Annotated in this window: 26 protein-coding genes, 1 tRNA gene and 1 pseudogene; 23 read left to right on the forward strand and 5 right to left on the reverse strand. The window is 65.6% G+C overall.

From position 1 onward, the window contains the following. The first annotated feature begins 131 nt into the window (after nucleotides 1-131). The 4 genes from gshB (at nucleotide 132) to ptsP (ending at nucleotide 3,717) form a co-directional block, all read left to right on the forward strand. Nucleotides 132-1,100: a glutathione synthase gene (gene gshB, locus JL37_RS15660; protein WP_043545216.1), complete on the forward strand. Its 969-nt coding sequence runs from the start codon at nucleotides 132-134 to the stop codon at nucleotides 1,098-1,100. 16 nt (nucleotides 1,101-1,116) lie between these two features. Then, the gene (locus JL37_RS15665) at nucleotides 1,117-1,518 is read left to right on the forward strand and encodes a PTS sugar transporter subunit IIA (protein ID WP_043545217.1); all 402 of its coding nucleotides are present in this window, start codon (nucleotides 1,117-1,119) and stop codon (nucleotides 1,516-1,518) included. A 113-nt stretch (nucleotides 1,519-1,631) separates the two neighbouring features. Further along, on the forward strand, nucleotides 1,632-1,901 hold the full coding sequence (locus JL37_RS15670) for an HPr family phosphocarrier protein (protein ID WP_043545224.1): 270 nt from the start codon (nucleotides 1,632-1,634) through the stop codon (nucleotides 1,899-1,901). Between the two features lie 58 nt (nucleotides 1,902-1,959). Further along, on the forward strand, nucleotides 1,960-3,717 hold the full coding sequence (gene ptsP, locus JL37_RS15675; RefSeq protein WP_052097254.1) for a phosphoenolpyruvate--protein phosphotransferase: 1,758 nt from the start codon (nucleotides 1,960-1,962) through the stop codon (nucleotides 3,715-3,717). A gap of 172 nt (nucleotides 3,718-3,889) precedes the next feature. Here ptsP and amt read toward each other — a convergent pair whose 3' ends face one another. Both amt and JL37_RS15685 read right to left on the reverse strand, forming a co-directional pair. Then, nucleotides 3,890-5,128 (reverse strand): ammonium transporter, encoded by a 1,239-nt coding sequence (gene amt / locus JL37_RS15680; RefSeq protein WP_043545225.1) that lies wholly within the window; start codon nucleotides 5,126-5,128, stop codon nucleotides 3,890-3,892. Between the two features lie 33 nt (nucleotides 5,129-5,161). Continuing rightward, nucleotides 5,162-5,500 (reverse strand): P-II family nitrogen regulator, encoded by a 339-nt coding sequence (locus JL37_RS15685; protein WP_043545226.1) that lies wholly within the window; start codon nucleotides 5,498-5,500, stop codon nucleotides 5,162-5,164. Nucleotides 5,501-6,178: 678 nt separating this feature from the next. Between JL37_RS15685 and JL37_RS15690 the strand changes: the two genes are divergently transcribed. From JL37_RS15690 to JL37_RS15740, 11 genes and pseudogenes are all read left to right on the forward strand, one after another. Next, nucleotides 6,179-6,430 carry an accessory factor UbiK family protein gene (locus JL37_RS15690; RefSeq protein WP_043545227.1) on the forward strand — a complete coding sequence of 84 codons (252 nt, stop codon included), beginning with the start codon at nucleotides 6,179-6,181 and terminating at the stop codon, nucleotides 6,428-6,430. A gap of 170 nt (nucleotides 6,431-6,600) precedes the next feature. Further along, nucleotides 6,601-8,131 (forward strand): annotated as a pseudogene (locus tag JL37_RS15695) (YifB family Mg chelatase-like AAA ATPase). Between the two features lie 302 nt (nucleotides 8,132-8,433). Continuing rightward, nucleotides 8,434-8,631: a 50S ribosomal protein L35 gene (gene rpmI, locus JL37_RS15700; RefSeq protein ID WP_043545228.1), complete on the forward strand. Its 198-nt coding sequence runs from the start codon at nucleotides 8,434-8,436 to the stop codon at nucleotides 8,629-8,631. A 17-nt stretch (nucleotides 8,632-8,648) separates the two neighbouring features. Then, a complete protein-coding gene (gene rplT, locus JL37_RS15705; protein WP_006218741.1) occupies nucleotides 8,649-9,008 on the forward strand; it encodes a 50S ribosomal protein L20 in 360 nt (119 codons plus the stop codon). Nucleotides 9,009-9,085: 77 nt separating this feature from the next. After that, nucleotides 9,086-10,108: a phenylalanine--tRNA ligase subunit alpha gene (pheS, locus tag JL37_RS15710; protein WP_043545229.1), complete on the forward strand. Its 1,023-nt coding sequence runs from the start codon at nucleotides 9,086-9,088 to the stop codon at nucleotides 10,106-10,108. A 13-nt stretch (nucleotides 10,109-10,121) separates the two neighbouring features. After that, complete coding sequence (gene pheT, locus JL37_RS15715) at nucleotides 10,122-12,539, forward strand: phenylalanine--tRNA ligase subunit beta (RefSeq protein WP_043545231.1); 2,418 nt, start codon at nucleotides 10,122-10,124, stop codon at nucleotides 12,537-12,539. Nucleotides 12,540-12,542: 3 nt separating this feature from the next. Beyond that, on the forward strand, nucleotides 12,543-12,884 hold the full coding sequence (locus JL37_RS15720; protein WP_043545232.1) for an integration host factor subunit alpha: 342 nt from the start codon (nucleotides 12,543-12,545) through the stop codon (nucleotides 12,882-12,884). A 57-nt stretch (nucleotides 12,885-12,941) separates the two neighbouring features. After that, nucleotides 12,942-13,373: a MerR family transcriptional regulator gene (locus JL37_RS15725; protein ID WP_043545234.1), complete on the forward strand. Its 432-nt coding sequence runs from the start codon at nucleotides 12,942-12,944 to the stop codon at nucleotides 13,371-13,373. Nucleotides 13,374-13,614: 241 nt separating this feature from the next. Beyond that, a tRNA-Pro gene (locus tag JL37_RS15730) sits at nucleotides 13,615-13,691 on the forward strand. Nucleotides 13,692-14,330: 639 nt separating this feature from the next. Continuing rightward, entirely contained in the window at nucleotides 14,331-15,479 is a 1,149-nt protein-coding gene (locus tag JL37_RS15735) for a glycosyltransferase family 4 protein (RefSeq protein ID WP_043545235.1), read from the forward strand. A gap of 9 nt (nucleotides 15,480-15,488) precedes the next feature. After that, a complete protein-coding gene (locus JL37_RS15740) occupies nucleotides 15,489-16,208 on the forward strand; it encodes a YrbL family protein (protein WP_081955079.1) in 720 nt (239 codons plus the stop codon). A 540-nt stretch (nucleotides 16,209-16,748) separates the two neighbouring features. Here the strand turns inward: JL37_RS15740 and JL37_RS15745 are convergent. The 3 genes from JL37_RS15745 to JL37_RS15755 form a co-directional block, all read right to left on the reverse strand. Further along, complete coding sequence (locus JL37_RS15745; protein ID WP_156124322.1) at nucleotides 16,749-18,230, reverse strand: SulP family inorganic anion transporter; 1,482 nt, start codon at nucleotides 18,228-18,230, stop codon at nucleotides 16,749-16,751. A gap of 347 nt (nucleotides 18,231-18,577) precedes the next feature. Then, nucleotides 18,578-19,216 (reverse strand): hypothetical protein, encoded by a 639-nt coding sequence (locus JL37_RS15750; RefSeq protein ID WP_043545236.1) that lies wholly within the window; start codon nucleotides 19,214-19,216, stop codon nucleotides 18,578-18,580. Nucleotides 19,217-19,278: 62 nt separating this feature from the next. Further along, nucleotides 19,279-19,638, reverse strand: a complete 360-nt coding sequence (locus JL37_RS15755) for a hypothetical protein (protein WP_043545237.1) — start codon at nucleotides 19,636-19,638, stop codon at nucleotides 19,279-19,281. Nucleotides 19,639-19,895: 257 nt separating this feature from the next. On the opposite strand from JL37_RS15755, the gene JL37_RS15760 reads away from it, so the two are divergent. From JL37_RS15760 to JL37_RS15795, 8 genes are all read left to right on the forward strand, one after another. Further along, nucleotides 19,896-20,633, forward strand: a complete 738-nt coding sequence (locus JL37_RS15760; protein ID WP_043545238.1) for a FadR/GntR family transcriptional regulator — start codon at nucleotides 19,896-19,898, stop codon at nucleotides 20,631-20,633. Nucleotides 20,634-20,670: 37 nt separating this feature from the next. Beyond that, nucleotides 20,671-22,032, forward strand: a complete 1,362-nt coding sequence (locus tag JL37_RS15765; RefSeq protein WP_043545239.1) for an aromatic ring-hydroxylating dioxygenase subunit alpha — start codon at nucleotides 20,671-20,673, stop codon at nucleotides 22,030-22,032. Continuing rightward, entirely contained in the window at nucleotides 22,029-22,598 is a 570-nt protein-coding gene (locus tag JL37_RS15770; protein ID WP_052097259.1) for a 3-phenylpropionate/cinnamic acid dioxygenase subunit beta, read from the forward strand. The genes JL37_RS15765 and JL37_RS15770 overlap by 4 nt, the downstream gene beginning before the upstream one ends. A gap of 105 nt (nucleotides 22,599-22,703) precedes the next feature. Further along, nucleotides 22,704-23,696: a tripartite tricarboxylate transporter substrate binding protein gene (locus JL37_RS15775; RefSeq protein ID WP_043545240.1), complete on the forward strand. Its 993-nt coding sequence runs from the start codon at nucleotides 22,704-22,706 to the stop codon at nucleotides 23,694-23,696. 5 nt (nucleotides 23,697-23,701) lie between these two features. Next, nucleotides 23,702-24,886, forward strand: a complete 1,185-nt coding sequence (locus JL37_RS15780) for an NAD(P)/FAD-dependent oxidoreductase (protein WP_231570358.1) — start codon at nucleotides 23,702-23,704, stop codon at nucleotides 24,884-24,886. 14 nt (nucleotides 24,887-24,900) lie between these two features. Beyond that, on the forward strand, nucleotides 24,901-25,227 hold the full coding sequence (locus tag JL37_RS15785; protein WP_043545769.1) for a 2Fe-2S iron-sulfur cluster-binding protein: 327 nt from the start codon (nucleotides 24,901-24,903) through the stop codon (nucleotides 25,225-25,227). 27 nt (nucleotides 25,228-25,254) lie between these two features. Then, nucleotides 25,255-25,464, forward strand: coding sequence for a hypothetical protein (locus JL37_RS15790; RefSeq protein ID WP_043545242.1), 210 nt, complete (start codon nucleotides 25,255-25,257; stop codon nucleotides 25,462-25,464). A gap of 16 nt (nucleotides 25,465-25,480) precedes the next feature. Then, a complete protein-coding gene (locus JL37_RS15795) occupies nucleotides 25,481-26,458 on the forward strand; it encodes a 2-hydroxyacid dehydrogenase (RefSeq protein WP_043545243.1) in 978 nt (325 codons plus the stop codon). Nucleotides 26,459-26,461: the final 3 nt, after the last annotated feature.

Genomic DNA, 26,461 nt, shown 5'->3' on the forward strand with positions numbered 1-26,461 from the left:
AGGCCCGGCCGCTCGTTCGACCCGCCGTCCGCTCCGTGGACCGGCGGGTTCGCTTATTGGGCGGCTCTGCGCTACGATGTCAAAAAGCCGCCTTCCCGCGAGGGAAGGCGGCGTCCGTTCAGGGTGTCGCGATGCACGTTTTGTTCGTTTTGGATCCCTTGCCGCTGCTTAAGGCGTACAAGGACAGCTCGGTTGCCATGATGCGTGCCCTCGTGGCGCGCGGCCACACGCTCAGCGTGGCCATGCAGGGCGATCTCTACATCGAGGCCGGCACGGTCAAGGCCGTCACCACGCCCATCGAACTGGTCGCGGACGCCGATCTGCACGGCCACGACTGGTGGCGCGAATCCGCCGCCCAGGATCTGCCGCTGGCGGATTTCGGCGCGGTGGTCATGCGCAAGGACCCGCCGTTCGACATGGAATACGTGTATTCGACGCATCTGCTCGAATACGCCGAGGCGCAGGGCGCCCGGGTATTCAATGGCGGCGCGGCGATCCGCAACCATCCCGAAAAATTGGCCATCACCGAAATCAGCGAGTTCACGGCGCCTACGCTCGTGACGCGCAACATGGCCCGCCTGAAGGCCTTCCATGACGCGCACCACGACGTCATCGTGAAGCCGCTGGACGGCATGGGAGGCACCGGTGTGTTCCGGCTCCAGCCCAAGGACCCGAACCTGAACGCCATCCTGGAAACGCTGACGGACAACGGCGCGCGCACCATCATGGCCCAGCGCTTCATCCCCGACATCGTCAAGGGCGACAAGCGCATCCTGCTGATCGGCGGCGAGCCCGTGCCGTATTCGCTGGCCCGCATCCCGCTGGCTGGCGAGACCCGCGGCAACCTGGCGGCCGGCGGACGCGGCGTGGCCCAGGAACTGTCGCCGCGCGACCGGGAAATCGCCGAGGCCGTGGCGCCCAAGTTCGCCGCGCGCGGCCTGCTGCTGGTAGGCCTGGACGTCATCGGCGACTACGTCACCGAAGTCAACGTCACCAGCCCCACCTGTTTCGTGGAAATCGCAGAACAGACCGGCTTCGATGTTGCGGGCATGTTCGTCTCGGCGCTGGAAAAAGCCGTGGCGGGCAAAGCCGCGGCCTGAACTCCAGGATTCCGTCATGACCACGGGTATTGTCATCGTCGTGCACGCGCCCCTGGGCGCGGCGATGCGCGAATGCGCCAGCCACGTCATGGGCAACCTTGACGGCATGCTGGCCATTCACGATATCCAGCCCGAAGACCGGCCTGACGACCTGGCGCCGGACGTCCTGAAGGACATCCTGGAACAGGAGCACGGCGGCGGGGTGCTGGTGCTGACCGACCTGATCGGGGCCACCCCCGCCAACATCGCGAAACGGGCCGTGGCCGATGCCCAGGCGCAGGGCATACAGTGCTGCGTGCTGGCCGGGCTGAATACCCCGATGCTGCTGCGGGCTCTGACCTACCGCGGCCTGCCTTTGGCCGAGACCCGTGAAAAGGCCCTGGCCGGCGGAGTGCAGGGCGTCTTGCGTGTAGACTGACGGGCGGGAATTTGCCCTATTATGTCGGCAGGTATTTTTCACGCCGATGAAGCGGTTCGGCGTTTTGCTGCAATTCACACCTCGGCGCTCCCGCCGCGGTCATAATATTTCCTATGCCTAATACAGACATCGTCATCAGCAATAAACTGGGCCTGCACGCCCGGGCGGCCGCCAAGTTGACGCAACTGGCCAGCAAATTCTCCAGCGAGATCTTCATCTCGCGTGGCGCGCAGCGCGTAAACGCCAAGAGCATCATGGGCGTCATGATGCTGGCAGCGGGGCTGGGCGTGACGGTCAGGCTGGAGGCTTCGGGCAATGATGCCGAGCAAGCCCTTTCGGAAATTGAAACTCTGTTCGACAGCAAATTCGGTGAGCAGGAATAGAACTTCTTCTGAATCGGCCGGCCTGAGCGCAGCCCAGGCCGGCGCGTCTACGACCCTTATGGACACCGCACACGACGGGGCTGGCTCTGCCAGTCCCGTCGTGTGCCTTTATGGCAAAGGCGTCGCCAAGGGATACGCCATCGGGCGGGCCGTCGTCATGGGCGCCGCAGCGCTGGAGGTCGCCCACTACCGCATTTCGCCCGAGGATGTGCCGGCCGAAAGCAGCCGGCTGACCGAGGCCCTGGCGTCGGCGCAGCAGGAATTGCAGCAACTGGCCGATACCTTGCCGGCCGACGCGCCGCGCGAGCTGGGCGCCATGCTGAACGTGCACGGCCTGCTGCTGGGCGATCCACTGCTGGCGGAACAGACGCTGGCCCTGATCGCCGAGCGCCACTACAACGCCGAATGGGCGCTGACCACGCAGGGGCAGATCCTGGGGCAGCAGTTCGACGCGATGGAGGACGAGTACCTGCGCGAGCGCGGGGCCGATGTCCGCCAGGTCATCGAACGGGTCCTGCACGTGCTGGCGGGCTCCTCGGCGATCCTGCCCGATATGTCCCACATGGGGGGCGATGACGCGCTGGTGGTCGTGGCCCACGATATTTCGCCTGCCGACATGCTGAGGCTGCGCGGGGGGCGTTTCGCCGCCTTCGTGACCGACCTGGGAGGCCCTACCTCGCATACCGCGATCGTGGCGCGCAGCATGGGCGTGCCCGCGGTCGTGGCCATGGGCAACGTGCGCGAGCTGGTCCGCGACGGGGACATGCTGATCATCGACGGCGGCGCCGGCGCGGTGATCGTGAACCCATCCGATCGCATTCTGCAGGAGTACCGCCGCCGCCAGGCCGCCTATGCGGACGAGCGCGCCGAGCTCAGCCTGCTGCGCGACGAACCGTCCGTCACCCTGGACGGCATCGACATCGTGCTGCACGCGAATATCGAGCTGCCGGAGGAGGCAGCCCTGGCGCTGGCCTCCGGCGCGCATGGCATCGGGCTGTTCCGCAGCGAATTCCTGTTCATGGGGCGGCCGGACCTGCCGGGCGAGGAAGAGCAGTACGAGGCTTATTCGTCCGTGGTGAAGGTAATGGCGGGCCGTCCCGTCACGATCCGGACGCTGGACATCGGCTCGGACAAGACCCTGGACGGCGAGGCCACCGTGGCCACCAACCCCGCCCTGGGGCAGCGCGCCATCCGCTACTGCCTGGCGCGCCCGGAAATGTTCGCGACCCAGCTGCGCGCCATCCTGCGGGCGTCGGCGCATGGGCCCGTGCGCCTGCTGATTCCCATGATCGCCCATATGCATGAGGTGGTGGCGACCAAGGCCGCCATCGTAGCGGCGCGCCGCGAGCTCGACGCCCGGGGCCAGGCCTATGCGCCGCACATGGAGGTGGGGGCGATGGTCGAAGTGCCCGCCATCGCCATTGCGATCGAACCTTTTGCGCAGGCGCTGGACTTCCTTTCCATCGGCACCAACGACCTGATCCAGTACACGCTGGCGATCGACCGCGGCGACCACGACGTGGCGGCCTTGTACGACCCGCTGCATCCGGCCGTGCTGCGCCTGGTCGCGCACACCATCAATGCGGGCGAGCGGGCCGGCAAGCCGGTAGCCGTGTGCGGGGAAATGGCGGGCGATTCGCGCATGACGCGATTGCTGCTGGGCCTGGGCCTTACCGAGTTCTCCATGCATCCGCAGCAACTGCTCGACGTGAAGCGCGAAGTGCGCCGCGCGCATTCCAACGCCCTGCGGGTCAAGGTGGCCGCGGCCCTGAACCGCGCCTTGCCGGTCGATCTGGACGCCCTGGGTCCAGGCTAGTAATGGGCTTTGCCCCGACCAAAGAAGAAGCCCGGAACCGCAAGGCCCCGGGCTTTTTTTCATGCATGACACCGATCGTCCCGTTCACATCGAGGCGGCGATGGATCCGGCTCCGCCGGTCCATCCGCCGCGCCCCCTTGAGGGGGAGGCGCGAAGCGCCTCGGGGGTGGGCCTAACTGTGATACGCTGATTCGCCATGGCTGGTGACGTCCAGGCCTTCGCGCTCCTGGTCTTCCGGCACGCGCATGCCGCATAGGGCGTTGGCGATCTTGTAAGCGATCCACGCGACCACGCCGGACCAGACGATGGTCAGCAGCACGCCTTCCAGCTGGACCCACAACTGATGGCCGATCATGCCGGCCTCCGCAAGGCCGGGGCCTCCCAGGACCTGCGCGTTGAACACGCCGGTCAGCAGGGCGCCGACAATGCCGCCCACGCCGTGCACGCCGAACACGTCCAGCGCATCGTCGGCGCGCAGCAGGCGCTTCAGGCCATTCACGCCCCAGACGCAGATCGCGCCGGCGACTACGCCGATGACCAGGGCGCCCACCGGGCCGACCAGGCCGGCTCCAGGGGTGATGCCGACCAGGCCGGCGACGGCGCCGGAGGCGGCGCCCAGCATCGAGGGCTTGCCCTTGACGGCCCATTCGGTGAACAGCCAGGCCAGAACCGCGCCCGCGGTGGCGATCATGGTGTTGAAGAAGGCCAGGGTGGCGTTTTCATTGGCCGCCAGCGCCGAACCCGCATTGAATCCGAACCAGCCCACCCACAACAGGGCGGCGCCGACGAACGTCATGGGCAGGTTGTGCGGCTGCATCGCTTCGCGGCCGTAGCCCACGCGCTTGCCCACCACGTAGGCGCCCACCAGGCCGGCCACGCCCGCGTTGATGTGCACCACGGTGCCGCCGGCGAAGTCCAGCGCGCCCTTGGCGTTGAGCAGGCCGGGCGCCGTTTCCGACGCGAACCACACCATGTGCGCGATGGGCACGTAGGCGAACGTGAACCAGATCACGGTGAACACCAGTACCGCCGAGAAGCGCGCGCGTTCGGCGAAGCTGCCGACGATCAGCGCGCAGGTGATGCCGGCGAAGGTGGCCTGGAACGAGGCGAAGAGCAGCTCCGTCAGGGAGTTCGACATGGCGTAGGTGCCGTCGGCCGGATTGAATATCCCGGAGAAGAAGGCGCGCGACAGGCCGCCGAAGAAGGCGTTGCCCTCGGTGAACGCGAGGGAGTATCCGTAGATGAACCAGAGAACCAGGCCCAGCACGAACGTGCACAGTACTTGCAGCAGCACGGACAGCACGTTCTTGCTGCGTACCAGGCCGCCATAGAACATCGCCAGTCCAGGCACGGCCATCATCAGTACGAGCAGGGTAGAGACGAGCAACCAGGAAATATCCGCTTTATCCATTTTTCAGGCTCCAATGAGTCTTTTTCTATTCGTTCAGAGCGCCGCTTCGCCGGCTTCGCCTGTTCTGATCCGGATGACTTGTTCCAGGGGGGCGGCAAAGATCTTGCCGTCGCCGATCTTGCCGGTGCGGGCGGCCATCTCGATCGCTTCGATGACCTGATCGACGAGGTGGTCCGGCACGGCGGCCTCGACGCGCAGCTTGGGCAGGAAGTCGACGGCGTATTCCGCGCCGCGGTACAGCTCGGTGTGGCCCTTCTGGCGGCCGAATCCCTTGACTTCGGTAACGGTCAGGCCCTGGACGCCGATTCCGGATAGGGCCACCCGCACTTCGTCGAGCTTGAAGGGCTTGATGATGGCGATGATGAGTTTCATGGCATTTCCTCTCATGGTTGCACGTTGGCCCTGGGTATCAAGCAAATTCCATGCCATGTTGGGGCGCGCAGGCGGGAAAGGGAAAGGGCCCACAATTCGTGCGCGGCCGCACCAGCGTGGTGCGGCATGCACCGGGAGGCGGCTTCAAATTGGTGCGTCAGGCAAGGGGCCAGACAGATGAAACCAAATATGTGCCGTGCTCGTGATGTGTTGCGAATTGATGCCGCTTATATTGCGATTCATATCTGCATATGCCCCTAATTTTCCAGCCGCTCGAATATCGGCCACGGGCCGCCAGGCCTTGCTGGGCTTGCTTCTCGCCTCAAAACGGATGAGGACGGACAACCTACCGAAGGGCCCCGGAACGGCGCGCGCGAGGGCGTGCGCCTGATACGAGGGTTTACACCCATTAGCTTGTTACGCATCGTCTGCTGAAGAAGAATCGACAACAGTCCATGCCGATCAGCAATCGGCTGGGGCCGCGGCAGCGGTCAGGTGTGTATTGAGTATCGAGTATTGATGTTGGTAGGGGGTTGCCGCCATGGCAGCCCGGTTTTCTCCTGTGCTTTGAAGGGCGGTCACCGCATGCGGCCCGCCCTTTTTTTTGCCTGGGTTTCCGAAAACGGAGCGTTCCGACGCACTACACTTGGGGCATCAAGAATCATAGTGAGGGCAGTCATGAACAATCGCACCCAGTGGATGGAAGACATCCAGAAGAACCTTTCCGACCTGATCGCTCGCAGCCCGGCTGCAGACGTGGAGCGCAATGTGCGCGCGATGATGACGCAGGCGTTCTCCAAGCTGGACCTCGTCACGCGCGAGGAGTTCGACGTCCAGGCCGACCTGCTGGCCCGCACCCGGGCCCGAGTGGATCAACTGGCTGCCCAGGTGCAGCAACTGGAATCGCGCCTGTCCGCCTTGGACAAATAGGCGGCGCCGGCCGCGTGGCGGCCGGGCAATGCAGCGTATCCACGGCCGCGTCGAGCGGCCGTTTTTGCGGCGGCCCGCCGCGTTCCGGCGTGAAGGTTTTGTCTCTGTCGGAGGCGTGGCTCCCGGTTCTTTGCGGATACTGGCGCTTTCGTCCATCCATGGAGAACGCCTTGACGCTAGCCGTGCTTGCCAGCCGGGCCCTGAGCGGCTTGGATGCCCACGCGGTGCGCGTGGAAACTCACCTGGGGCCCGGCCTGCCCAGTTTCAACGTGGTGGGCCTGCCTGACGTCGAGGTGCGCGAGAGCCGCGAGCGAGTGCGCGCGGCCATTCAAAACAGCGGATTCGAGTTTCCTCCCGGCCGCATCACCGTCAATCTTTCGCCTGCCGATATTCCCAAGGAATCCGGTCGCTTCGACCTGCCGATCGCCCTGGGCCTGCTGCTGGCTTCCGGCCAACTGGCGGCTTCCGCCGGTGACGGCATACCGGATGCCCGGGCGCCGGATCCCGCGCTGGCGGACTTGGTGCTGGCCGGAGAGCTTTCGCTGACGGGGGCGCTCGTGCCCGTCGCCGCGCCGCTGGTCATCGCGCTGAGCGTCGCGCGCGAGGCGCCGGGCGCCACGCTCATCCTGCCGGCCGGCAGCGCCGAGCAGGCCGCCTGGGTGCCGGACCTGCGGGTATTGTCGGCGCGCAGCCTGGCCGACGTGGCGGCGCATGCGGCCGGCGCATGCCGGTTGCCCGACGCAGTGCCCAGGCCTTGGCCGGCGGCTGCCCCCGCCCCGTGCCTGTCGGACGTGCGAGGACAGCCCGGAGCGCGGCGGGCGCTGGAGGTCGCCGCGGCCGGGGGGGCACAGCCTGCTCATGATCGGACCGCCAGGGGCGGGCAAAAGCATGCTGGCCGCGCGCCTGCCCGGCCTGCTGCCTCCCCTGGAGCGCGGCGAGGCCCTGGAAGCCGCGGCCATGGCCGCCCTGGCGGGCATGCCCGATGCCCTGGCGGAGCAGCCGCCATTCCGAGCGCCGCACCATTCCGCGTCGGTGGCGGCGCTCGTAGGCGGCGGCAGCCGCCCGCGCCCGGGCGAGATCAGCCTGGCGCACCAGGGCGTGCTGTTCCTGGATGAGCTGCCCGAATTCAACCGCCGCACGCTGGAAGCCTTGCGCGAGCCGCTGGAAGCGGGCAGGGTGGTGATCGCCCGGGCGCTGCATACCGCGCAGTTCCCCGCCCGCTTCCAGCTGGTGGCCGCCATGAATCCGTGCCCCTGCGGCTGGCGCGGCCATCCGGCCAGGGCTTGCGCCTGCACGCCGGACCAGGTGGCGCGCTACGTAGGCAAGATATCCGGCCCTTTGCTGGACCGGATCGACCTGCATGTCAGCCTGCCTCCATCCGACCCCGATTGGATGTCCGGCCCGCCCGGCGAGCCGTCGAGCCCCGTGCGCGAACGCGTGATGGGTTGCCGCCGGCGCCAGATGGCCCGCCAGGGCAAGCCCAACGCCGCGCTGGCCGGCGCCGAGCTGGATGAGCATTGCCGTATGGATGGCGAGGCCCGGGCCTTGCTGTCGCAGGCGATGCGCCGGCTGGCGGGTTCGGCCCGAGCCCTGCACCGGGCGTTGCGGGTTGCCCGCACCATCGCCGATCTGGACGGCGAGGATATGCTGGCCGCGCGCCACGTGGCCCAGGCCGTGCAATACCGGCGGTCGGGGGTATGATCGCGCGGCTCCTCTCCCTGGGCCGCGCCTTACGGTACATATCCGCCAGCCCGCTCGACAAACTACGGGAAATCACCATATAATCAAAGGCTTTCCCGGGTCTGGGCTACTTTTGCCTACCAGGGAAGGTATCAAGTTTTACCCAGCAGTACCAAAGTAGTTAGTACCCCCAGCAGTACCCCCAAGAAGTGGCAACAGGTAGACCAAGTTTTGCCGCGGCGTAGGGCTTCATCGGCCGTACGCGCGTCAAGCACCTGGCGTCATATAAATCAACAATGCGTGTTTTAGTTTAGGGAATCAACATGCCCAAGATGAAAACCAAGAAAAGCGCCTCCAAGCGCTTTAAGGTTCGCGGCAGCGGCTCCATCAAGCGTGGTCAGGCGTTCAAGCGTCACATCCTGACCAAGAAGACCACCAAGAACAAGCGCCAGCTGCGCGGTTCCACGGCGGTCCATGACTCCAACGTGGCCTCCGTCAAGGCCATGATGCCTTTCGCTTGATCTAAGGGAGATCTACTATGCCTCGCGTCAAACGCGGCGTAACCGCCCGTGCCCGTCACAAAAAAGTCATTGCCGCCGCCAAGGGTTACCGTGGCCGCCGCGGTAATGTGTTCCGTATCGCCAAGCAGGCGGTCATGCGTGCTGGCCAATACGCCTACCGCGACCGCCGCAACAAGAAGCGCACGTTCCGCGCTCTGTGGATCACGCGTATCAACGCCGCCGTTCGTGAACATGGCGTCAGCTACAGCGTGTTCATCGCTGGCCTGAAGAAGGCTTCGATCGAACTCGACCGCAAGGTCCTGGCCGATCTGGCCGTGCGCGACAAGGCCGGCTTTGCCGCCATCGTGCAGCAAGCCAAGGCTGCCTTGGCTGCCTGATCGCGCGCTTTAACTCATCGCGCATCGCTGCAAACGGGGCTGTAATGGCCCCGTTTGCGTTTTGAAGGCTGGATTTCATGACTCAAACGGTTGACGACCTGGTCTCCCAGGCGCAAGAACGGTTCGCCGCGGCCCCTGACGCCGCCGCGCTGGAAAACGCAAAGGCTCGGTTCCTGGGCAAGGAAGGCGCGCTGACGGTGCTGCTGAAGGCCCTCGGCAAGCTCGATCCCGAGCAGAAGCGCGAGATGGGCGCCCGGATCAATCAGGCCAAGCAGAAGGTCGAAGAGCTCCTGAATTTGCGCCGCGCCGCGCTGGCGCAGGCGGAACTGGATGCCCGGCTGGCATCCGAAACCATTGACGTCACCCTTCCGGGCCGCGGCCGCGTGCCTGGCGGCATCCATCCCGTGATCCGCACCTGGGAACGCGTGGAAGAGATCTTCCGTTCCATCGGCTTCGATGTGGCCGACGGCCCCGAAGTGGAAAACGACTGGACCAATTTCACCGCGCTGAACAATCCGCTGGACCATCCGGCGCGGTCCATGCAGGACACGTTCTACGTCGACATGAACGACGCGGAAGGCCTGCCGCTGCTGCTGCGCACGCACACCAGCCCCATGCAGGTGCGTTACGCCCGCATGCACAAGCCGCCCATCAAGGTCATCGCGCCGGGGCGCACCTATCGCGTCGACAGCGACGCCACGCACTCGCCCATGTTCCACCAGGTGGAAGGGCTGTGGATCGCCGAGGACATCTCGTTCGCCGACCTGAAGGGCGTGTACACCGATTTCCTGCGTTGCTTCTTCGAAAGCGACGACCTCGTCGTGCGTTTCCGCCCGTCGTTCTTCCCGTTCACGGAACCGTCCGCCGAGATCGACATGATGTTCACCTCGGGTCCGAACCGCGGCCGCTGGCTGGAGATCTCCGGTTCGGGCCAGGTGCACCCGCAAGTGGTGCGCAACTTCGGCCTCGATCCCGAGCGCTATATCGGCTTTGCCTTCGGGTCCGGACTCGAGCGCCTGACCATGTTGCGCTACGGCGTCAACGATCTGCGCCAGTTCTACGAAGGCGATTTGCGCTTCCTGCGCCAGTTCAACGAATAACCCACGGCTGATCATGCAATTTCCCGAATCCTGGCTGCGTACGCTGGTCAATCCCCCGATCGCAACCGACGAACTCGCGCACCGGCTCACGATGGCCGGCCTGGAAGTCGAAGACACCGTGCCCGCGGCGCCCGCCTTCACGGGCGTGGTGGTGGCCCACATCGTCGAGATCGCGCCGCACCCCGACGCCGACAAGCTGCGCGTCTGCCAAGTGGACGATGGCTCCGGCGAACGGCTGCAGATCGTTTGCGGCGCGCCGAACGCCGCTGCCGGCCTGAAAGTGCCGCTGGCCCGCGTGGGCGCGGAACTGCCTGGCGGCATGAAGATCGGCGTGGCCAAGATGCGCGGCGTGCAGTCGTCGGGCATGCTGTGCTCGGCGCGCGAACTGGGCCTGTCGCAAGACCATGCCGGCCTGCTGGAACTGCCTGCCGACATGGAGCCGGGCCAGTCCATCCGCGAGGCGCTGGATCTGGACGACACGCTCTTCACCCTCAAGATGACGCCCAACCGCGCGGACTGCCTGTCCATCCTGGGCGTGGCGCGCGAGGTCGCCGCCCTGACTGGCGCGCCGCTATCGGTGCCCACCGCCGCCGCCGTGCCCGTGACGCTGGACGAGCGCCTGCCGGTCAAGGTCGAAGCGCCCGACCTGTGCGGCCGTTTCGGCGGCCGCGTGATCCGCGGCGTCAACGCCCGTGCCGCAACGCCCGGCTGGATGAAGACGCGCCTGGAGCGCGCCGGTCAGCGCTCGCTGTCGGCGCTGGTGGACATTTCCAACTACGTCATGCTCGAGCTGGGCCGCCCGTCCCACGTTTTCGACCTGGATAAGATCCAGGGCGATCTGTGCGTGCGCTGGGCCCGCGAAGGCGAGACCCTCGAACTGCTCAACGGCCAGACCGTGGCGCTGGACCCCAAGGTCGGCGTGGTCGCCGCGGGCGACCAGGTGGAAAGCCTGGCCGGCATCATGGGCGGCGAAGCCACCTCGGTGACGCTGGACACGCAGAACATCTACCTGGAAGCCGCGTTCTGGTGGCCGGAAGCGCTGGCCGGCCGCGCGCGCCGCTACAAGTTCAGCTCCGAGGCTAGCCACCGCGGCGAACGCGGCGTGGACTTCGCCACGATCCCCGAGCACATCGAATTCATCACGCGCCTGATCGTCGATATCTGCGGCGGCCAGGCCGGTCCGCTGGACGACCAGATCGTCAACCTGCCCAAGCGCCTGCCGGTGCGCATGCGCCTGGCGCGTTGCCACCGCGTGCTGGGCGTGCCGGTCACTCAGGCCGAAGTCGCGAAGATCTTCGGCAGCCTGGGCCTGGAGTACGCGGTGGAGGGCGACGACTTCATCGTGACGCCGCCGTCCTACCGCTTCGACCTGGAGCTGGAAGAGGACCTGATCGAGGAAGTGGCCCGCATCTATGGCTTCGAGAACATTCCCGCCGTGCCGCCGATGGCGCGCGCCAAGATGTTCTCGCAGCCCGAAATCCGCCGCGGCGCCCATGCGCTGCGTCGCCTGGCCGCCGCGCAGGACTACCAGGAAGTCGTCAACTACAGCTTCGTCGAGGCCGATTGGGAGCGCGACTACGCCGACAACGGCAACCCGGTCCGCCTGGTCAATCCCATCGCGAGCCATCTGTCGGTCATGCGCTCCAGCCTGATCGGCGGCCTGGTCGCCAACATCCGCCACAACGCCAACCGCAAGCAGTCCCGCGTGCGCCTGTTCGAGCTGGGCCGCGTGTTCATGCGCGATGCGTCCGCCCAGGACGGCCCGCTGGGAGTGGCCGGCGTGCGCCAGCCGCTGAAGCTGGCCGGCGCGGCCTGGGGCCCGGCCGTGGAAGAGCAGTGGGGCGTGCCGACGCGCCAGGTGGATTTCTATGACGTGAAGATGGATGTCGAGGCGCTGTTCGGCATCCGTGGCCGCCGCCTGCGTTTCGAGGCCGCCGCCCATCCCGCCCTGCATCCGGGCCGCAGCGCGCGCGTCGAGCTCGATGGCCGCCACGTGGGCTGGATCGGCGAACTGCACCCGCGCTGGGCGCAGCAATCCGACCTGGCGCACGCGCCCGTCGTGTTCGAGCTGGACGTCGAAATCCTGTCGGAGGGCGAGCTGCCGCAAGTGCGCGAACTATCCCGCCAGCCGGTGGTAATGCGCGATCTGGCGCTGTGGGTCGACGCGCACGTGTCGCTGCAATCCATGCTGGATACCGTCTCGGCGGCCGTCAAGGCGGACCCGCAGCTGGCGGTGGTGCAGGACGTGCGCCTGTTCGACGTGTGGCGCGAGAAGCCTCAGGGTGGCGGGCCCGCGACCGAGAAAAGCCTTGCTTTCCGGTTCTGGCTACAGGACACTGAGGTCACGCTGGATGAAGCCCGGGTGGCGGATTGCCTGGCGCGCATCAAGGACGCCTTGGTGGCCGCGCATGGCGCGCGCCAGCGTGCTTGAACCATGGGGAACAGTATGCTTGCCGAGCCACGCACCCTGACCAAGGCCGAGCTGGCCGAACTGCTCTTTGAGCGGGTCGGCCTGAACAAGCGCGAAGCCAAGGACATCGTCGATACCTTCTTCGAGGAAATCCGCGACGCCCTGGCGCGCGGAGATTCCGTGAAGCTTTCGGGCTTCGGCAATTTCCAGGTGCGCGACAAACCGCCGCGCCCCGGCCGCAATCCCAAAACCGGCGAGACCATTCCCATCGCCGCACGCCGCGTGGTCACTTTCCATGCGAGTCAGAAACTCAAGAGCGTGGTGGAGCAGGCGGTGCCTGCTGCATCCGACGACGCCGCGGAGTGATACGCTTTGTCGGTAATTGTTATCGGCACTCCACGTATCGCGGCATAAAATTCTCTTATGACACGTACAGAATCCACCGTTACCTTACCGCCCATTCCCGCCAAGCGTTACTTCACCATCGGTGAAGTCAGCGACCTGTGTGGCGTCAAGCCTCATGTCTTGCGGTATTGGGAACAGGAATTCACGCAGCTCAAGCCGGTGAAGCGGCGCGGCAACCGCCGTTATTATCAGCATCACGAAGTGCTGCTGATCCGCCGCATCCGTTCCTTGCTGTACGAACAAGGCTTCACGATCAGCGGCGCGCGCAATCGCCTGGGCGACGCGCGCGACGTGCCGCACGATCAGGACGCGGCCGTGCGCCTGTCCGGCGCCGAGATGCAAGCCCTGCGCAACGAGCTCGGCAATGTCTCGACGATGCTGGCCGAGGCCCTGGGCACGGCGGCCAATCCTGCAAGCGCAAGCAACGCCAGCGCAACGCCGGCAGCCTGAGAGCAGACGCGGCGCGTTGCGCCGCTTCTTGTTCGACATACCGTTTCTTCGCAGTACCGGCAACGCGCACGTTCGAAGCGCTGCGTGCTGTCAACAGCAATACCTTGCGCCCCGCGCGCCGTCACCCGCATGTATTTGATGCGATCGATGAACACGGGGCGCAAATTTTTTTGAGTATTCAGCACTTTTTTTGCACGAATGCGTGCAAACATTTTTTTGTTCTGCTATACTCTTTTTCTTTCGGGGCGTAGCGCAGCCTGGTAGCGCACTTGCATGGGGTGCAAGGGGTCGCGAGTTCGAATCCCGCCGTCCCGACCAGCAGTTCCAAAGGCCGTCAGCGAGAAATCACTGACGGCCTTTTCATTTTTGCCGAAGTAATTTGGTTGAAGAATGACGCCAAAGAGTGCTGCGAAAGAACGCTGCGAAAGAATGCTGCCAAAGAACGCCAGCCGAAAGGTATAGGCCAAGAATATAAGCCGAAAATAAATAGGCAAAAAAAACACCCAAAAATAGGCCAAAAAACACCCGAAGGCGGCTGGAAAACTCCGCACCCTTTCGCGGCAAGATGCTGTTTGACTTCGATAGCCCTCCACGCAAAAAAGTGCCAGTCCTTTGTGGTGTGTTTGCGACAAATGCCCGCCAGATAGGCCTCTGGGGCGGAACACTGATTTCCGCATACGCAAAAGAAGGGCCGCCAGGAGGCGTTTTTAGAGGCGCGCGGCCATGGCGAGGAAAGCGCGTCGTGAACCGTTGCGCCCCAGGGAAACAGTGCTTTTTCGGCCCATGCGTCGCGCTTTTTTCGAGCGCGGATCGCTGCCGCTCAGTGCGCGATTGCGCCTGTTTTGCTGGAAATGCCCGACTTGCGCCGTGTTCTATCGGCCTTTAGAGTCGATGACATCTTCAAGTCGTTACGGTGACGTTTTCGTTGTGTTTGGGCGAAGCGCGCCGCCATATATCATGCCTTCCTCGACGGACCATTCTTTGCGCATCGTACATTCCGAGGCCGCGCTCGGCTTCGCAGGCCAGGAGCGCCGCATTCTCAAGGAAATGCGGGCGATGCGGGAACGCGGACATAGCGTGGAACTGATCTGTAGACCCGAGGCGAAGCTTTGCAAGGCCGCGACCGATGCGGGCATCAAGGTGCATACGCTGCCCATGGGCGGTCTCATGAATCTGCTGCGCGGCGCGCCCAAGGTTCGCCGCATCCTGCGGGAAGGGTGCTTCGACGTGCTCAATACCCATAGCCGCATAGACACCTTGCTGGCCGGGCTGGGCGCGCGCATGGCGGGGACGCCGCTGATCGTGCGCACCCGCCACCTGACCAATCGAGTCAACTCCATGCTGGCCTACACATGGGTGCCGCATCGTGTCAGCACGGTCAGCAATCATGTCCGGGAAACCCTCATCGAACGGGGTGTGCCGGCAGACCGGGTGGCAACGATCTACTCGCCCATCACGTTGCCGCCGACGGATATCCGATCGACCCTGCGCGAGGAACTGAATTTGCCGGAGGACGCCATCGTGGTTTGCTGCGTGGCGATCCTGCGCGCGACCAAAGGGCATCGGGAACTCATCGAGGCGCTGCGCCCCTTGATGGAGACGAGGCCGCAAGTGCACCTGGTGCTGGTGGGCAACGGTTCGCCGCTGTTCGAGCAGTTACAGGCATTGATCGAGGATATCGGCCTTGCGGATCGTATCCACATGCTGGGCTTTCGCCATGACGTGCCGAATATCCTGGCGGGAAGCGACATCTTCGCGCTGGCGACGCAGAAGGAAGCGTCCGGCACGGTTTACGTGGAGGCCGCCGCGGCGGGGCTGCCCGTTGTTGGGGTCGATGTGGGAGGGGTGAGCGAAATGGTGCGAGACGGCGAGACGGGCATATTGGTGCCCCCGGGCGATATCCCCGGGCTCAGGGCCGCGCTGGAGCAATTGCTGGACGACGGCGATTTGCGGGCGCGCATGGGCGTTGCCGGCACTCGAATGGCGCGCGCCGAAGGCAAGTTCTCGCTGGCCGGCCTGGCCGAGCGTACCGAACAGGTGTACCGGCTCTGGCTTGCGCAGGAGCACGCCAAGGCCGCGGGACGCTCGCGCCGGCTGGCGCGCTGAGGTCCGGCCATGTTCCAGACACCTGCCCAGCATGACGTGGCCTTGCAGGCTCCCATCGCGCTTGAAGCCGCGGTTCTCACGGCCGCGCCGTTGCCCGCGTTGTCCTGTAGCCCGTTCCAGGTCATGGACCTGACCCAGGCCACCCTGGTGGCAACGGGGAGCGAGCGCGACGTTTACCTGCATCCGAGTGACAAGTCGTTGCTCGTCAAGATCATCAACCGCTCGCGCATCAACGAACCCGGCCGCAAGCGTCCCTGGCACAAGCGCCTGCTGCGCGAGGATGCGCACCGCGTCTTCATTTCCGAAGTGATCGAATACGTGGCCACTACGGTGCGGCAAGAGCTGCCGCAAGGCAATGTTCTGATGGCGCGCATCTCTGGTCTGGCCCTGACCTCGCAAGGGCTGGGTCTGGTGGTGGAACGCATCGTCGACGCTTATGGCCATCCCGCGCCGACGCTGAAGCAGATTGTGGCGCAGCAGGGGTTCGGGCCGGAATTGCAGGGGAAGCTGCAGGCGTTCTTCAGGGACCTGATCGATGCGCACGTGATCTTCAACGATGTCAGTGCGCGCAATATCGTCGTCGGCTTCAATGCGAGCGGGCGGGAAGGGCTTTATCTGGTGGACGGCTTCGGACCCAAGCAACTGTTGCCGCTGTATGCCTGGAGCAAGTCGCTCAACCGGCGGCGCCTGCTGCGCAAGTACGGCGAGCTGACGCGCAAGTTGTCGTGAGACCGTAGCCGGATCGCGATGCGGCCGATGCTCCAGATGGATCAGCAGGTATGGCCTGCCTTGATCGTCGAGCCGATTTCCATTTCCTGAGTCAAACCGACTAGCCCCGAAACGCAGGCGGACATCCCGCCGACGCGCGTGGTGCAGGGGGAGAACTGGACCGAAGGTTCGGCCGCCGGCACCTATCGGATCGTCGTGGATGAGGTCGGTTTCGAGCACGTCAGCTGCCGCGTCCGCATCCAATGGGTCGTTCCCGCAGCGCCGGGTCGATATCAATACGAGGCTTGGGGTCGCGAGTTCGAATCCCGCCGTCCCGACCAGTAGTTCAAAAGGCCGTCAGTGAGAAATCACTGACGGCCTTTTTCATTTTGCTTTCGCAGGCCTCTGCCGCCTCTGTCCTCGTGGTCTTTTACCGGTCTTTGAGCACGAGGCTTTAATCACAAGCCTTTGCTCGCAAACCTGGCGCCGGGAGTTGCGCGGCGGCCGGCTCTTCCAGCCGTTCGCAGCAACGGCGAACGGCCGGACGAGAGCCCTGGGGGATCAGTGGGAGGGCGGTGCGGCGCAAGCCTGCGGCTTGTCGTGCGTTGCGTATTTTTCCACCATGGTCGTGCTTGCGCGGTTCAGGCCATGCAGGGTGACTGCGACGCCGTTCCTGCGGAATTTGTGCACGATGCGGTCCAGTGTGTCGATCGCGGTGATGTCCCAGAAGTGCGCGTGCGAAAGGTCGAGCAATACGTTCTCGATGTCTTCCTTGAAATCGAATTCGGAGACCAGCGCCTCCGATGACGCGAAGAACACCTGCCCGCGGACGGTGTACTTCCGGGTCGCTCCGCCGGCCTCCAGGGCGGACGTGACGCTGAGCACGCGCTGTACCTTGGATGCGAAGAAGACAGCGCTGAGCAGCACGCCGGCCAGGACGCCCATCGCGAGGTTGTGCGTGGCGACGACCACGATCACCGTCGTCAACATGACGAAAGACGAGCTCTTCGGGTGTGTGAGGAGGTCTTTGACGGAGCGCCAGCTGAACGTGCTGATCGACACCATGATCATGACGGCGACGAGCGCGGCCATGGGGATCTGCTTTACCCACGGCCCCAGGAACACGACCATGATGAGGAGCAGCACGCCGGCAGTGAGCGACGACAGGCGCCCGCGTCCGCCTGACTTCACATTGATGACGGACTGGCCGATCATGGCGCAGCCCGGCATGCCGCCAAGGAACCCCGCGACGATGTTCGCGATTCCCTGGCCTTTGCATTCGCGGTTCTTGTCGCTGGGCGTATCCGTGAAGTCGTCGATGATGGACGCGGTCATCAGGGACTCGAGCAGGCCGACGAGCGCGATGGCGAGCGAGTAGGGAAAGATGATCCGGACCGTTTCCCAGGTCATGGGGACGACCGGCACCAGGAAGGACGGCAGCGCGTTCGGGAAGGATCCCATATCCCCGACGGTCCGCACGTCGAGGCCCGTGATCATCGTGACGGCCGTGAGGACGATTATGCATACCAGCGGGGAAGGAACCGCTTTCGTGATTCGCGGAAGGGTGTAGATGATGGCCAGGCCCGCCGCGACGAGGACGTAGACAGCCGTGGGCGCGTTCGTCAGCTCAGGAAGCTGGGCCAGGAAAATCAGGATGGCCAGGGCGTTGATGAAGCCGGTGATGACCGAACGGGAAACAAAACGCATCAGCCCGCCCAGTTTCAGGAATCCCGCGGCGATCTGCAGGATTCCCGCCCCGATCGCTGCGGCGAATACGTACTGGACGCCATGGTCCTTGACCAGCGAGGTGATCAGCAGGGCGACCGCGCCCGTCGCCGCGGAGATCATGCCGGGCCGGCCGCCGGCGATGGAGGTCACGACCGCGATGCTGAATGCCGCGTACAGGCCGACTTGCGGATCGACGCCTGCAATGATGGAAAAGGCGAGCGCTTCGGGGATGAGGGCAAGAGCGACGACCAGGCCGGCGAGGAGGTCTCCCCGGATATTGGACAGCCATTCCTGGCGTGGGGAATTAGAGATCATGATTCGTGCATGGATGCATGTTTGAAATGAACGAGAGGCCGGATGCGCGCGGCTGGCCCATGCACGCATCGCGTGGGGGGACGGCGGATTGGACGTGCTTGGGGGACACCCCATGGACGGCTTCCCTCGGCGGAAAGGGAAGCGGCGCGCGACAGACCTCTGGCGGAGAGGGGCCTTGATGTGGAAGGCTGAGAGGTCGGGTGTCGCGGTTACATGGGTAGGCGAAGGGCGGGAAGATCTGGAACGCGCGAAATTCTAGCGTGAGCGGGCGGGTCACGGCAAACGGCGCGCCCTTGTCGCGCCTCCGCTCCGGTGGCCGGCCTTTCCGTGGCCGCTGCCGCGGGACGCTAGAGCCAGACCGCCGTCACCAGCACGGCGCAGCCTATCGTGGCGGTGACGGCCATGGCCGCCGCCAGCCGGACGGCCAGCTTGCGCTCCTTGCGGCCCACATTGGGATTGGCGTCGTTCGCGGACCGGAGCTGCTCCCACGTCGACGCGCTGCCCGCCTCCCGGCTTTGGGACGCGGCGGCGGCATTGGCGCGGCTGCGGGATATCCGTATGAGCCTGAGCGCGGGATAGGCGAGGAGCACGCCCGCCAGGAACAGGCTACAGGCGCCGATCGCGCCGGCGGTGTAGGCAGAGCCGCCACGCGCCGCCAAAAGAATCGCCGCCGCCAGCAAACCCACGGCATTCAGGCCGGCCAGCGCCTTGAGCGCCTGCACGCCCCAGACGCCCGTGGCTTCTTCGGAAAAGTCGCCGACCGACTGCCAGTAGGCGGCGTCCTTTGCGGCCGCCCGGAAAAAGAATTCCAGGTCCCGGAGCAAGGCGTCGCCGCGCCTGTTGGCGGCAGGGGTGTCCTTGTGCCATTGGACGGCGAAGTTCCGGCTTCGGTCCGCGTCCGCGTGATGCGCGGCGGCCCAGGTTTGCGCCAGGCGCAATGCGTCGTCGATGCTGAGTGCACCTGCGTGCGCGGCACTGTCTCTCATGTTTTTCATCCCCATATATGGGATAGTGTAGCGGTCTGGCATCGGCCGCGAGATGCGCTGCGTCAAGTGCGTGCGAGGGGGGTGCGATAGCGTATTTCGAGCAGGCTGTTGCTGCGCTGAGTGATGACCAGATCCGCGCGCGGGCCGCGCAGGCCCAGGAGAGACAGGGCCGTCGCCGCAAGCAAACCGGTCCAGGCAGGGATGAGGAGAAGCGCGTCCCAGGCCGACAGACCGGGGTTGTAGGGCTTTTTGCACACCCGGCTCGTCAGGCCATGTTCCCGGCAATGCGCCTCGATCGCCGCCAAGGTTCCATTCATGTCGCCGACGTTTTCCAGGAAGAACCGTTCATGGCCGAGCAGGATGCGCGCGAGCTCGCCGGACGGCAGGCGGTTCAGGAAATAGGTACGCGGGCTGCTGGCCATGACGGGGTCCTGTGGTGCGCAATCCGCAGCGCGATGGAGGAATCGGATTGCGGCGGGCCGCCATAGTCTAGCGGCTTACCGTCCGGGCCGGGGCATCCGCGCTTTCCCTAGTATCCGTCCGATTTTTTATACGATTATCATATTTTCAACGCCGACGCCTCGCGCCCGGCGCACACAGCCGAGGCAACGCGGGCTGGCAATGATGAACGTTTTCGGACAGAAACTTCCTTATGCCTACTTCAGCTTCTCGATCACTGTTGAAAAAAGACTCGGTCGCGCCGGTCCAGTCGGAGCCCAATCTGACCGACCGCGTCACCGAAATGCTGCTGGAAGAGATTACCAGCGGAGACTACCGGGTCGGCGAAGTGCTGCCGCCGGAACAGATCATCGCCACCCGCATGGGCGTTTCGCGCACCGTGCTGCGTGAAGCGGTTTCGCGCCTGAAGGGCGATGGCATCGTGCAGAGCAAGCAAGGCCGCGGCTTGACCGTCATGCAGACGGCGCGGCCGTCCGTGCTGCGCATGCAGGCCGCGGATATCGGCGACGCCGACCAGGTGCTGCGCATCGTCGAACTGCGCCGGGGCTTCGAGATCGAGGCCGCGCAGCTCGCGGCGCAGCGGCGCAGCGAGGAAGACCTGGCCGCCATGCGCCGGGCCTTGCGCAAGATGGGCGATGCGATCGCCACGGGGGACGTGGCGGTCGGCGTGGATGCCGACATGGAGTTCCACCGTTGCGTGGCGCGGGCGACCCGCAATGAACATTACCTGAATTTCTTCGATTTCCTGGCGGTGCTGCTCAAGAAGAACCTGCGTGTTTCGCGTTCACGGTCGGCCAAGATCGCCGGCCGCGGCGCCCAGGCGCAAAAGGAGCACGAGGCGCTGTTCGCCGCCATAGAGAAAGGCGATGTGGAGCTTGCGCGTCAGCAGGCGCGCACGCACGTCGACAACACGGAAGCACGACTGCGCACGGCGGCGGCCACGGCGGACAAGCCGTAGCCCCCCGATTGCGGGCAATCTCCAAGGGGAAGTGGCGATGGGGCGTAAAACGATAGACGAACTGGTGCGCGCGGATGAAGGACTGATCAGCCGTTCCATCTTCGTCGATGACGAGATCTTCCAGCAGGAACTGCGGCAAGTATTTTCGCGGGCCTGGCTGTTCGTGGGGCACGAAAGCCTGGTGCCCAATCCGGACGACTATTTCGTCTCGCGGATGGGCACGGAGTCCGTGATCCTGACCCGCGACCGGCAGGGCCAGATCCAGGTCATGCTCAACAGCTGTGCGCACCGCGGCATGAAGCTGTGCCGCTACGATCACGGTAACAACCGGACCTTCACCTGTCCGTATCACGGGTGGAGCTTTTCCACCGACGGCAAGCTGGTGGAACGGCCGGGCGAGCTCGTTGGCGTGCCGGGACACGCCACGCATTACAAGGGCGAGCTGGACAAGAAGCAGTGGGGCCTGAAGACGGTCGCGAAGGTGGTCAACTACAAGGGCGCCGTGTGGGCGACGTGGGATCCGGATGCGCCGCCGTTCCTCGATTATCTGGGCAACATGCGGCTGTATCTCGATGCGGCCCTGGACCATCGCGACGGCAGCGCCGGGGGCTCCGAGGTCATCGGCGGCGTGCAGAAGTGGCGGGTCAAGTGCAACTGGAAATTCGCGCCGGAGAATTTCATCGGCGACCTGTACCACGACATCAGCCATCGTTCCGTGGATATCGTCGGCATCGGCCCGGGGGGCGGAAGGGGGCGGCGAGATCCTTCGGCGACGCGTTCGGCCATCTGTTTCCCCGAACTGGGGCATGGGCTGCTGGGGCGGCTGCCCTTCTACGAGGAAGGGCCATACGCGCCGCAGTATGCGCGCTATCCGGAAGTCGAAGCGTATTACCGCGAGGTGCATGAGCGCCGCGAACGCACGCTGGGTTCGGCCATGCGCGTGCAGACCAGCGTCGGCACGATTTTCCCGAACATGTCCTTCCACGGGCGTCAGCCCCGCACCCTGGCGGTGTTCCACCCGATCAGCCCCACCGAAATGGAAATGTGGCGCATGTACCTGGTGGACAAGGATGCGCCCGAGGCGGTCAAGGAAGCGGCGCGCCATTACTTCCTGCGCTATTCGGGCCCGGGCGGCATGACCGAGTCGGACGATATGGAGAACTGGACCGGCGCCACCGAGGCCAGCATGGGCACCATGTCGCGCGAACTCTTTTTCAACTACCAGATGGGCGTGGGGCATGCCGAACCGGTGCCGGAAATTCCCGGCTGCGCAGTCAATGGCGAGTACACGGAAGAGAACGCCCGCATCTATTACCGCCGCTGGGCGCAATTCATGAACGGCTTGTCCTGGGACGAGCTGATGGCCGGCGCCGCGCGCGCCCAGGAGAAGGCGGCATGAACGCGCCCACCGACAAAGCGTCCGTCGCGGCCCTGGATTCCAGCATCGACGATATGCAGATCTGGTGGCAGGTGCAGCGTTTCATGCACCATGAGGCGGATCTGTTGGATCACCGCGAGTTCGATGCCTGGCTGGAGCTGCTGGACGAGGACATCAGCTACCGCATGCCGCTCACGCGTAACGTGCGCCGCGACGCCATGGCGCAGGAGTATTCGGGCAAGAGCGACGCCGCGTGGTTCGACGAAGGCATCGACACGTTGCGGCAACGGGTGGCGCAGATCCGGACGGGCATCCATTGGGCCGAGGAGCCGGCCTCGCGGGTGTCCCATCTGGTGACCAATATCCGAGTGCTGGAGGTGACGCCCGACGAGGGCGGGGGGGAGCGTGTCCGGGTGCGCTCGCGCTTCCTGATCTACCAGAACCGCCTGCAGGCGGAGGTCAGCCTGTTCGTCGGCAAGCGCGAAGACGTGCTGCGCCGCCGCGACGGACGCTGGAAGGTGCTCTCGCGGGAGATCCACCTGGACCAGAATGTCCTGCTTTCCAAGGCGCTCACGATCTTTTTCTAGCGCACGGCTTTTCGGCGCCGGCCCGCTCGCCGGAGTTCGATGGTTTTCCTTCCGATCAGGGCGCGTCCGCTGAGGGCGTGGCGCGCCCATACCTGGAGTCGCAGCATGCATAGACGTACTGTACTGAAAGCCATCGCCGCCGCGGCCGCGATGGGCACGGCCGCTGCGGCGCGATCCGCCGAGGCGGCATTCCCTTCCAAGCCGATGCGCCTGATCGTGCCGTACCCGCCAGGAGGCGTTACGGACGTGGCCGGGCGTCTGGCGGGCGAGATCCTCGGCAAGAAGTTCGGGCAGCCCGTGGTCGTGGAGAACCGGCCAGGCGCCAACGGCATGATAGGCAGCCAGCAGGTCGCGGCGGCGCCGCCGGACGGCTACACGCTGCTCCTCAACGGGCTGGGCGGCATGGTCCTGCCCATGGCCACCGTCACCGGCCTGCCGCTGGACATGTCCCGCGCGTTCACGCCGATCGGCCAGATGGCCGAGTTCATCAATGTGCTGATCGTGCGCGCGGACTCGCCGATCCGCAGCGTCGACGATCTGATCGCCGCGGCCCGCGCCCGCAGCAAGGATGGATTGAATTACGGGTCCAACGGCATAGGCACGTCGGTGCACCTGACCACCGCGTTTTTTGCGCAGCGCACGGGCGCGAACCTGCTGCACGTGCCGTACAAGGGCAGCGGCGAAATGCTGATCGATGTGGTGAACGGCAACCTGGATTTCAGCTTCAGCAACCTGCCGCCCGTGATGGGGCTGATCCGCAAGGGCTCGATCCGGGCGATCGCGGTCACCAGCAGCTATCGCAGCAAGCAGTTGCCGGACGTGCCCACCATGGCCGAGCAGGGCGTGGCGGATTTCGACGTGACCAGCTGGCTGGGCCTGTATGGGCCTGCCGGCATGCCGCCGGCCGTGGTCCAGGCCCTGAGCGCGGCCTTGCAGGAAGGCATGGCCCAGGCCTCTTCGCGCGAGACATTGAGCGCGGCGGGCTTCGAGCCCAAGGCCTCGTCGGCCGAGGCTTTCGCCGAATTGAACCGCGCCGAACTGGCGCGCTGGAAGCAGGTGGCGGGGCGCGCCAATGTATCCCTGAAGTTCGGAGCATGAGCGGCATGGAAGATATTTCTCGCCTGAGCCACGTGCATACGGCCATCATCGGCGCGGGACATGCGGGCGTCGAATGCGCCTGGGCGCTGCGCGCCGCCGGCATCGAAGGCGACGTGGCGCTGTTCGGCGCCGAGGGGCACGCGCCCTACGAGCGGCCGCCGCTCTCCAAGGCCTTGCTGACGGGCGCCACCAGCGAAGAGCGCATCGCCCTGCGCGCCGATGGCGCGTATGAGAAGCTGCGCGTGACCATCGTGGCGGGCGATCCCGTGGAACGGTTGGACACGGAAGGGCGCGTCCTGCACACGCGATCCGGGCGCCGCGTGAGCTATGAGCACTGCGTGCTTGCCACCGGAGCGCGGGCGCGCGGCATCGCCGGCGTGGCGGGCGAGGGCGTTTACGCGGTGCGAGGCCTGGAGGACGCGCGCCGCCTGCGCATGGCGTTGCGGCCCGGCTGCCGCCTGCTGGTGCTTGGCGCGGGATACCTGGGCCTGGAGGCGGCCTGTTCGGCGCGCAAGCTGGGAGCCGAGGTCCTGGTGCTGGAGCAGGGCGGCAGCGTCATGGGCGGAAAGGTGTCCGAACCGACCGCCGAACGCATGGGTTCCATTCATCGCGACGCCGGCATCGAGATCCGGCACGGCGCGGCGGTCGTGCGCTGGGAGCGCGCCGATGCGGGCTGGCGCGCGCACCTGGCCGATGGATCCTCGGTGGACGCCGACCTGGTCCTGGTGTCGATCGGCGCCATCGCCGAGACCGCCGTGGCCGAGGCGTCCGGCCTGATCTGCCTGGATGGCGTCGTGGTGGACGAATGCTGCCGGACGTCCGCGCCGGGCGTCTACGCGATCGGCGATTGCGCCAGCGCCTTTCGCGGCGAACTGCAGCGCCACGCGCGCATAGAAAGCGTGCAGAACGCGCTGGCGCAGGCGCGCATTGCGGCCGCCGCCATTGCCGGCAAGAGCCCGCCGGCGCCACGGCCGCCCACCTTCTGGTCCGAGCAGCACGGGCGGCGCCTGCAGATGGCGGGCCTGGTGAATCCGGCGCAGCCCAGCCGCGACGTGCTTTTGCCCACGGCCAAGGGATGGCTGGTGGAACGCTATCAGGAGGGCCGCCTGGCCGCGATCGAAGCGGTGGACAGCCCGGTTGAATTCATCAAGGGCGTGCCGCGCATCGGCACGCCGGAAATCGTTGCTTGAAAAAGGTGGTCGACATGCCCTCAGCAGTATTCGAATTGCCGGACGGCGCCGAACAGGTGCTGGACGTTCCCGATGACTGGTCGCTGATGGAGGCTGCGCGGCGCGACGGCCTGGAAGGCATCGTTGCCGAGTGCGGCGGCGGCGCCATCTGCGGCACCTGTCATGTCCAGGTCGACGCGGCCTGGTTCGACAGGCTCGACCCGCCCGGCATGGCCGAAGAGGCGCTGCTGGAGGTGGTGCCGGAGCGGTGCGCCACCAGCCGCCTGTCCTGCCAGGTGATCATGAGGCCCGAGCTGGACGGCATCCGCCTGCGGGTGCCGTCGGAGCAGCTCGAGCTGTAGCCGCGGTTATCGCAAGGAGCCGCCGACATGGCCGACAACAAGTCCATCAACCTCGTCGATCTGCAGCCCGGCGTGCGCGTGCGCATGGCCGACGGCGCCGTTGCAGAGATCGTAGAGAACCCTCAGGACGGATTCTGGCTGATCGTCCGCTACCTGGACCATCCCACGGATTCCTCCCTGGTCGATGCCGGTGAACAACAAGTGTTCGCCACCGACGTCGAATCGATCGAACCCTGACCTTCATGGAGCCGCAATGAACCAAAAGCCCAAAATCATCGTGTCCGCGCCGCTGCCGGCCGACTTACGAGAGCGCGTCGCCGCCGTCTGCGAGATCATCGACGTGCCGGTGGGGCAGAACCCCGCCGAAGCCGTGCCCACGGAGGTCCGTCCCCAGGTCGCAGGCATGGTCTGCACCGTCCGCACCCGGGTGGACCAGGCCTTGCTCGACGCCTTTCCCGCGCTTGCCGTCAGCTCCAATTTCGCGGTCGGTTTCGACAACGTCGATCTGGAAGCCGCCACGGGACGCCGCGTGCTTATCTGCAATACGCCGGGGGTGTTGGACGGCGCAGTGGCGGACGTCACGATCGGCCTGATGCTCTGCCTGGCCCGCAACCTCGTGGCCGGCGATGCGTTCGTGCGCAGCGGCGCCTGGACGAAGGGCGCCTTTCCCCTGACCACCGATATCCGCGGCAAGACGCTGGGGCTGCTCGGCATGGGCCGCATCGGCAAGGTGGTGGCGCGCACCGCGCAGGCGTTCGACATGAAGGTGATCTACCACAACCGCCGCGAGGATCCGTCGGTGGGAAGCCTGGCCGCTTATGTCGCGCGCGACGAGCTATTCAAGTCGTCGGACGTGCTCAGCGTCCATATTCCCTTGTCCGCCGAAACTCGCCATTCCGTGGGCAAGCGGGAGTTCGGCCTGATGAAGCCGACGGCCTACATCATCAATACGGCGCGGGGGCCTGTGCTGGACGAGGCGGCGCTGGTCGAGGCGCTGCGGGCCGGCACGATCGCCGGTGCTGGCCTGGACGTCATGGAACAGGAGCCGCTGCCGCCGTCCAGCCCCTTGTGCGAACTGCCGAACGTGGTGCTGCAGGCGCATGTGGGCAGCGCCACCCATGAAACGCGGCGGGCCATGATCGATCTGGCCGTGGCCAACCTGCTGGATGCGCTGGCCGGGCGGACGCCGCAAGCCATGGTCAATCCGCAGGTGTGGCAGGCGCGCGCCTGATCG

It is taken from the genome of Achromobacter sp. RTa (assembly GCF_000757485.1).
Classification (GTDB): Bacteria; Pseudomonadota; Gammaproteobacteria; order Burkholderiales; family Burkholderiaceae_B; genus Achromobacter.

What these genes read in the sequence shown, in the direction of transcription:
- gshB (WP_043545216.1), top strand. Translation starts at nt 132, where the DNA reads ATGCACGTTTTGTTCGTTTTGGATCCCTTGCCGCTGCTTAAGGCGTAC.
- JL37_RS15665 (WP_043545217.1), top strand. Translation starts at nt 1,117, where the DNA reads ATGACCACGGGTATTGTCATCGTCGTGCACGCGCCCCTGGGCGCGGCG.
- JL37_RS15670 (WP_043545224.1), top strand. Translation starts at nt 1,632, where the DNA reads ATGCCTAATACAGACATCGTCATCAGCAATAAACTGGGCCTGCACGCC.
- ptsP (WP_052097254.1), top strand. Translation starts at nt 1,960, where the DNA reads ATGGACACCGCACACGACGGGGCTGGCTCTGCCAGTCCCGTCGTGTGC.
- amt (WP_043545225.1), bottom strand. Translation starts at nt 5,128, where the DNA reads ATGGATAAAGCGGATATTTCCTGGTTGCTCGTCTCTACCCTGCTCGTA.
- JL37_RS15685 (WP_043545226.1), bottom strand. Translation starts at nt 5,500, where the DNA reads ATGAAACTCATCATCGCCATCATCAAGCCCTTCAAGCTCGACGAAGTG.
- JL37_RS15690 (WP_043545227.1), top strand. Translation starts at nt 6,179, where the DNA reads ATGAACAATCGCACCCAGTGGATGGAAGACATCCAGAAGAACCTTTCC.
- rpmI (WP_043545228.1), top strand. Translation starts at nt 8,434, where the DNA reads ATGCCCAAGATGAAAACCAAGAAAAGCGCCTCCAAGCGCTTTAAGGTT.
- rplT (WP_006218741.1), top strand. Translation starts at nt 8,649, where the DNA reads ATGCCTCGCGTCAAACGCGGCGTAACCGCCCGTGCCCGTCACAAAAAA.
- pheS (WP_043545229.1), top strand. Translation starts at nt 9,086, where the DNA reads ATGACTCAAACGGTTGACGACCTGGTCTCCCAGGCGCAAGAACGGTTC.
- pheT (WP_043545231.1), top strand. Translation starts at nt 10,122, where the DNA reads ATGCAATTTCCCGAATCCTGGCTGCGTACGCTGGTCAATCCCCCGATC.
- JL37_RS15720 (WP_043545232.1), top strand. Translation starts at nt 12,543, where the DNA reads ATGGGGAACAGTATGCTTGCCGAGCCACGCACCCTGACCAAGGCCGAG.
- JL37_RS15725 (WP_043545234.1), top strand. Translation starts at nt 12,942, where the DNA reads ATGACACGTACAGAATCCACCGTTACCTTACCGCCCATTCCCGCCAAG.
- JL37_RS15735 (WP_043545235.1), top strand. Translation starts at nt 14,331, where the DNA reads ATGCCTTCCTCGACGGACCATTCTTTGCGCATCGTACATTCCGAGGCC.
- JL37_RS15740 (WP_081955079.1), top strand. Translation starts at nt 15,489, where the DNA reads ATGTTCCAGACACCTGCCCAGCATGACGTGGCCTTGCAGGCTCCCATC.
- JL37_RS15745 (WP_156124322.1), bottom strand. Translation starts at nt 18,230, where the DNA reads ATGATCTCTAATTCCCCACGCCAGGAATGGCTGTCCAATATCCGGGGA.
- JL37_RS15750 (WP_043545236.1), bottom strand. Translation starts at nt 19,216, where the DNA reads ATGAGAGACAGTGCCGCGCACGCAGGTGCACTCAGCATCGACGACGCA.
- JL37_RS15755 (WP_043545237.1), bottom strand. Translation starts at nt 19,638, where the DNA reads ATGGCCAGCAGCCCGCGTACCTATTTCCTGAACCGCCTGCCGTCCGGC.
- JL37_RS15765 (WP_043545239.1), top strand. Translation starts at nt 20,671, where the DNA reads ATGGGGCGTAAAACGATAGACGAACTGGTGCGCGCGGATGAAGGACTG.
- JL37_RS15770 (WP_052097259.1), top strand. Translation starts at nt 22,029, where the DNA reads ATGAACGCGCCCACCGACAAAGCGTCCGTCGCGGCCCTGGATTCCAGC.
- JL37_RS15775 (WP_043545240.1), top strand. Translation starts at nt 22,704, where the DNA reads ATGCATAGACGTACTGTACTGAAAGCCATCGCCGCCGCGGCCGCGATG.
- JL37_RS15780 (WP_231570358.1), top strand. Translation starts at nt 23,702, where the DNA reads ATGGAAGATATTTCTCGCCTGAGCCACGTGCATACGGCCATCATCGGC.
- JL37_RS15785 (WP_043545769.1), top strand. Translation starts at nt 24,901, where the DNA reads ATGCCCTCAGCAGTATTCGAATTGCCGGACGGCGCCGAACAGGTGCTG.
- JL37_RS15790 (WP_043545242.1), top strand. Translation starts at nt 25,255, where the DNA reads ATGGCCGACAACAAGTCCATCAACCTCGTCGATCTGCAGCCCGGCGTG.
- JL37_RS15795 (WP_043545243.1), top strand. Translation starts at nt 25,481, where the DNA reads ATGAACCAAAAGCCCAAAATCATCGTGTCCGCGCCGCTGCCGGCCGAC.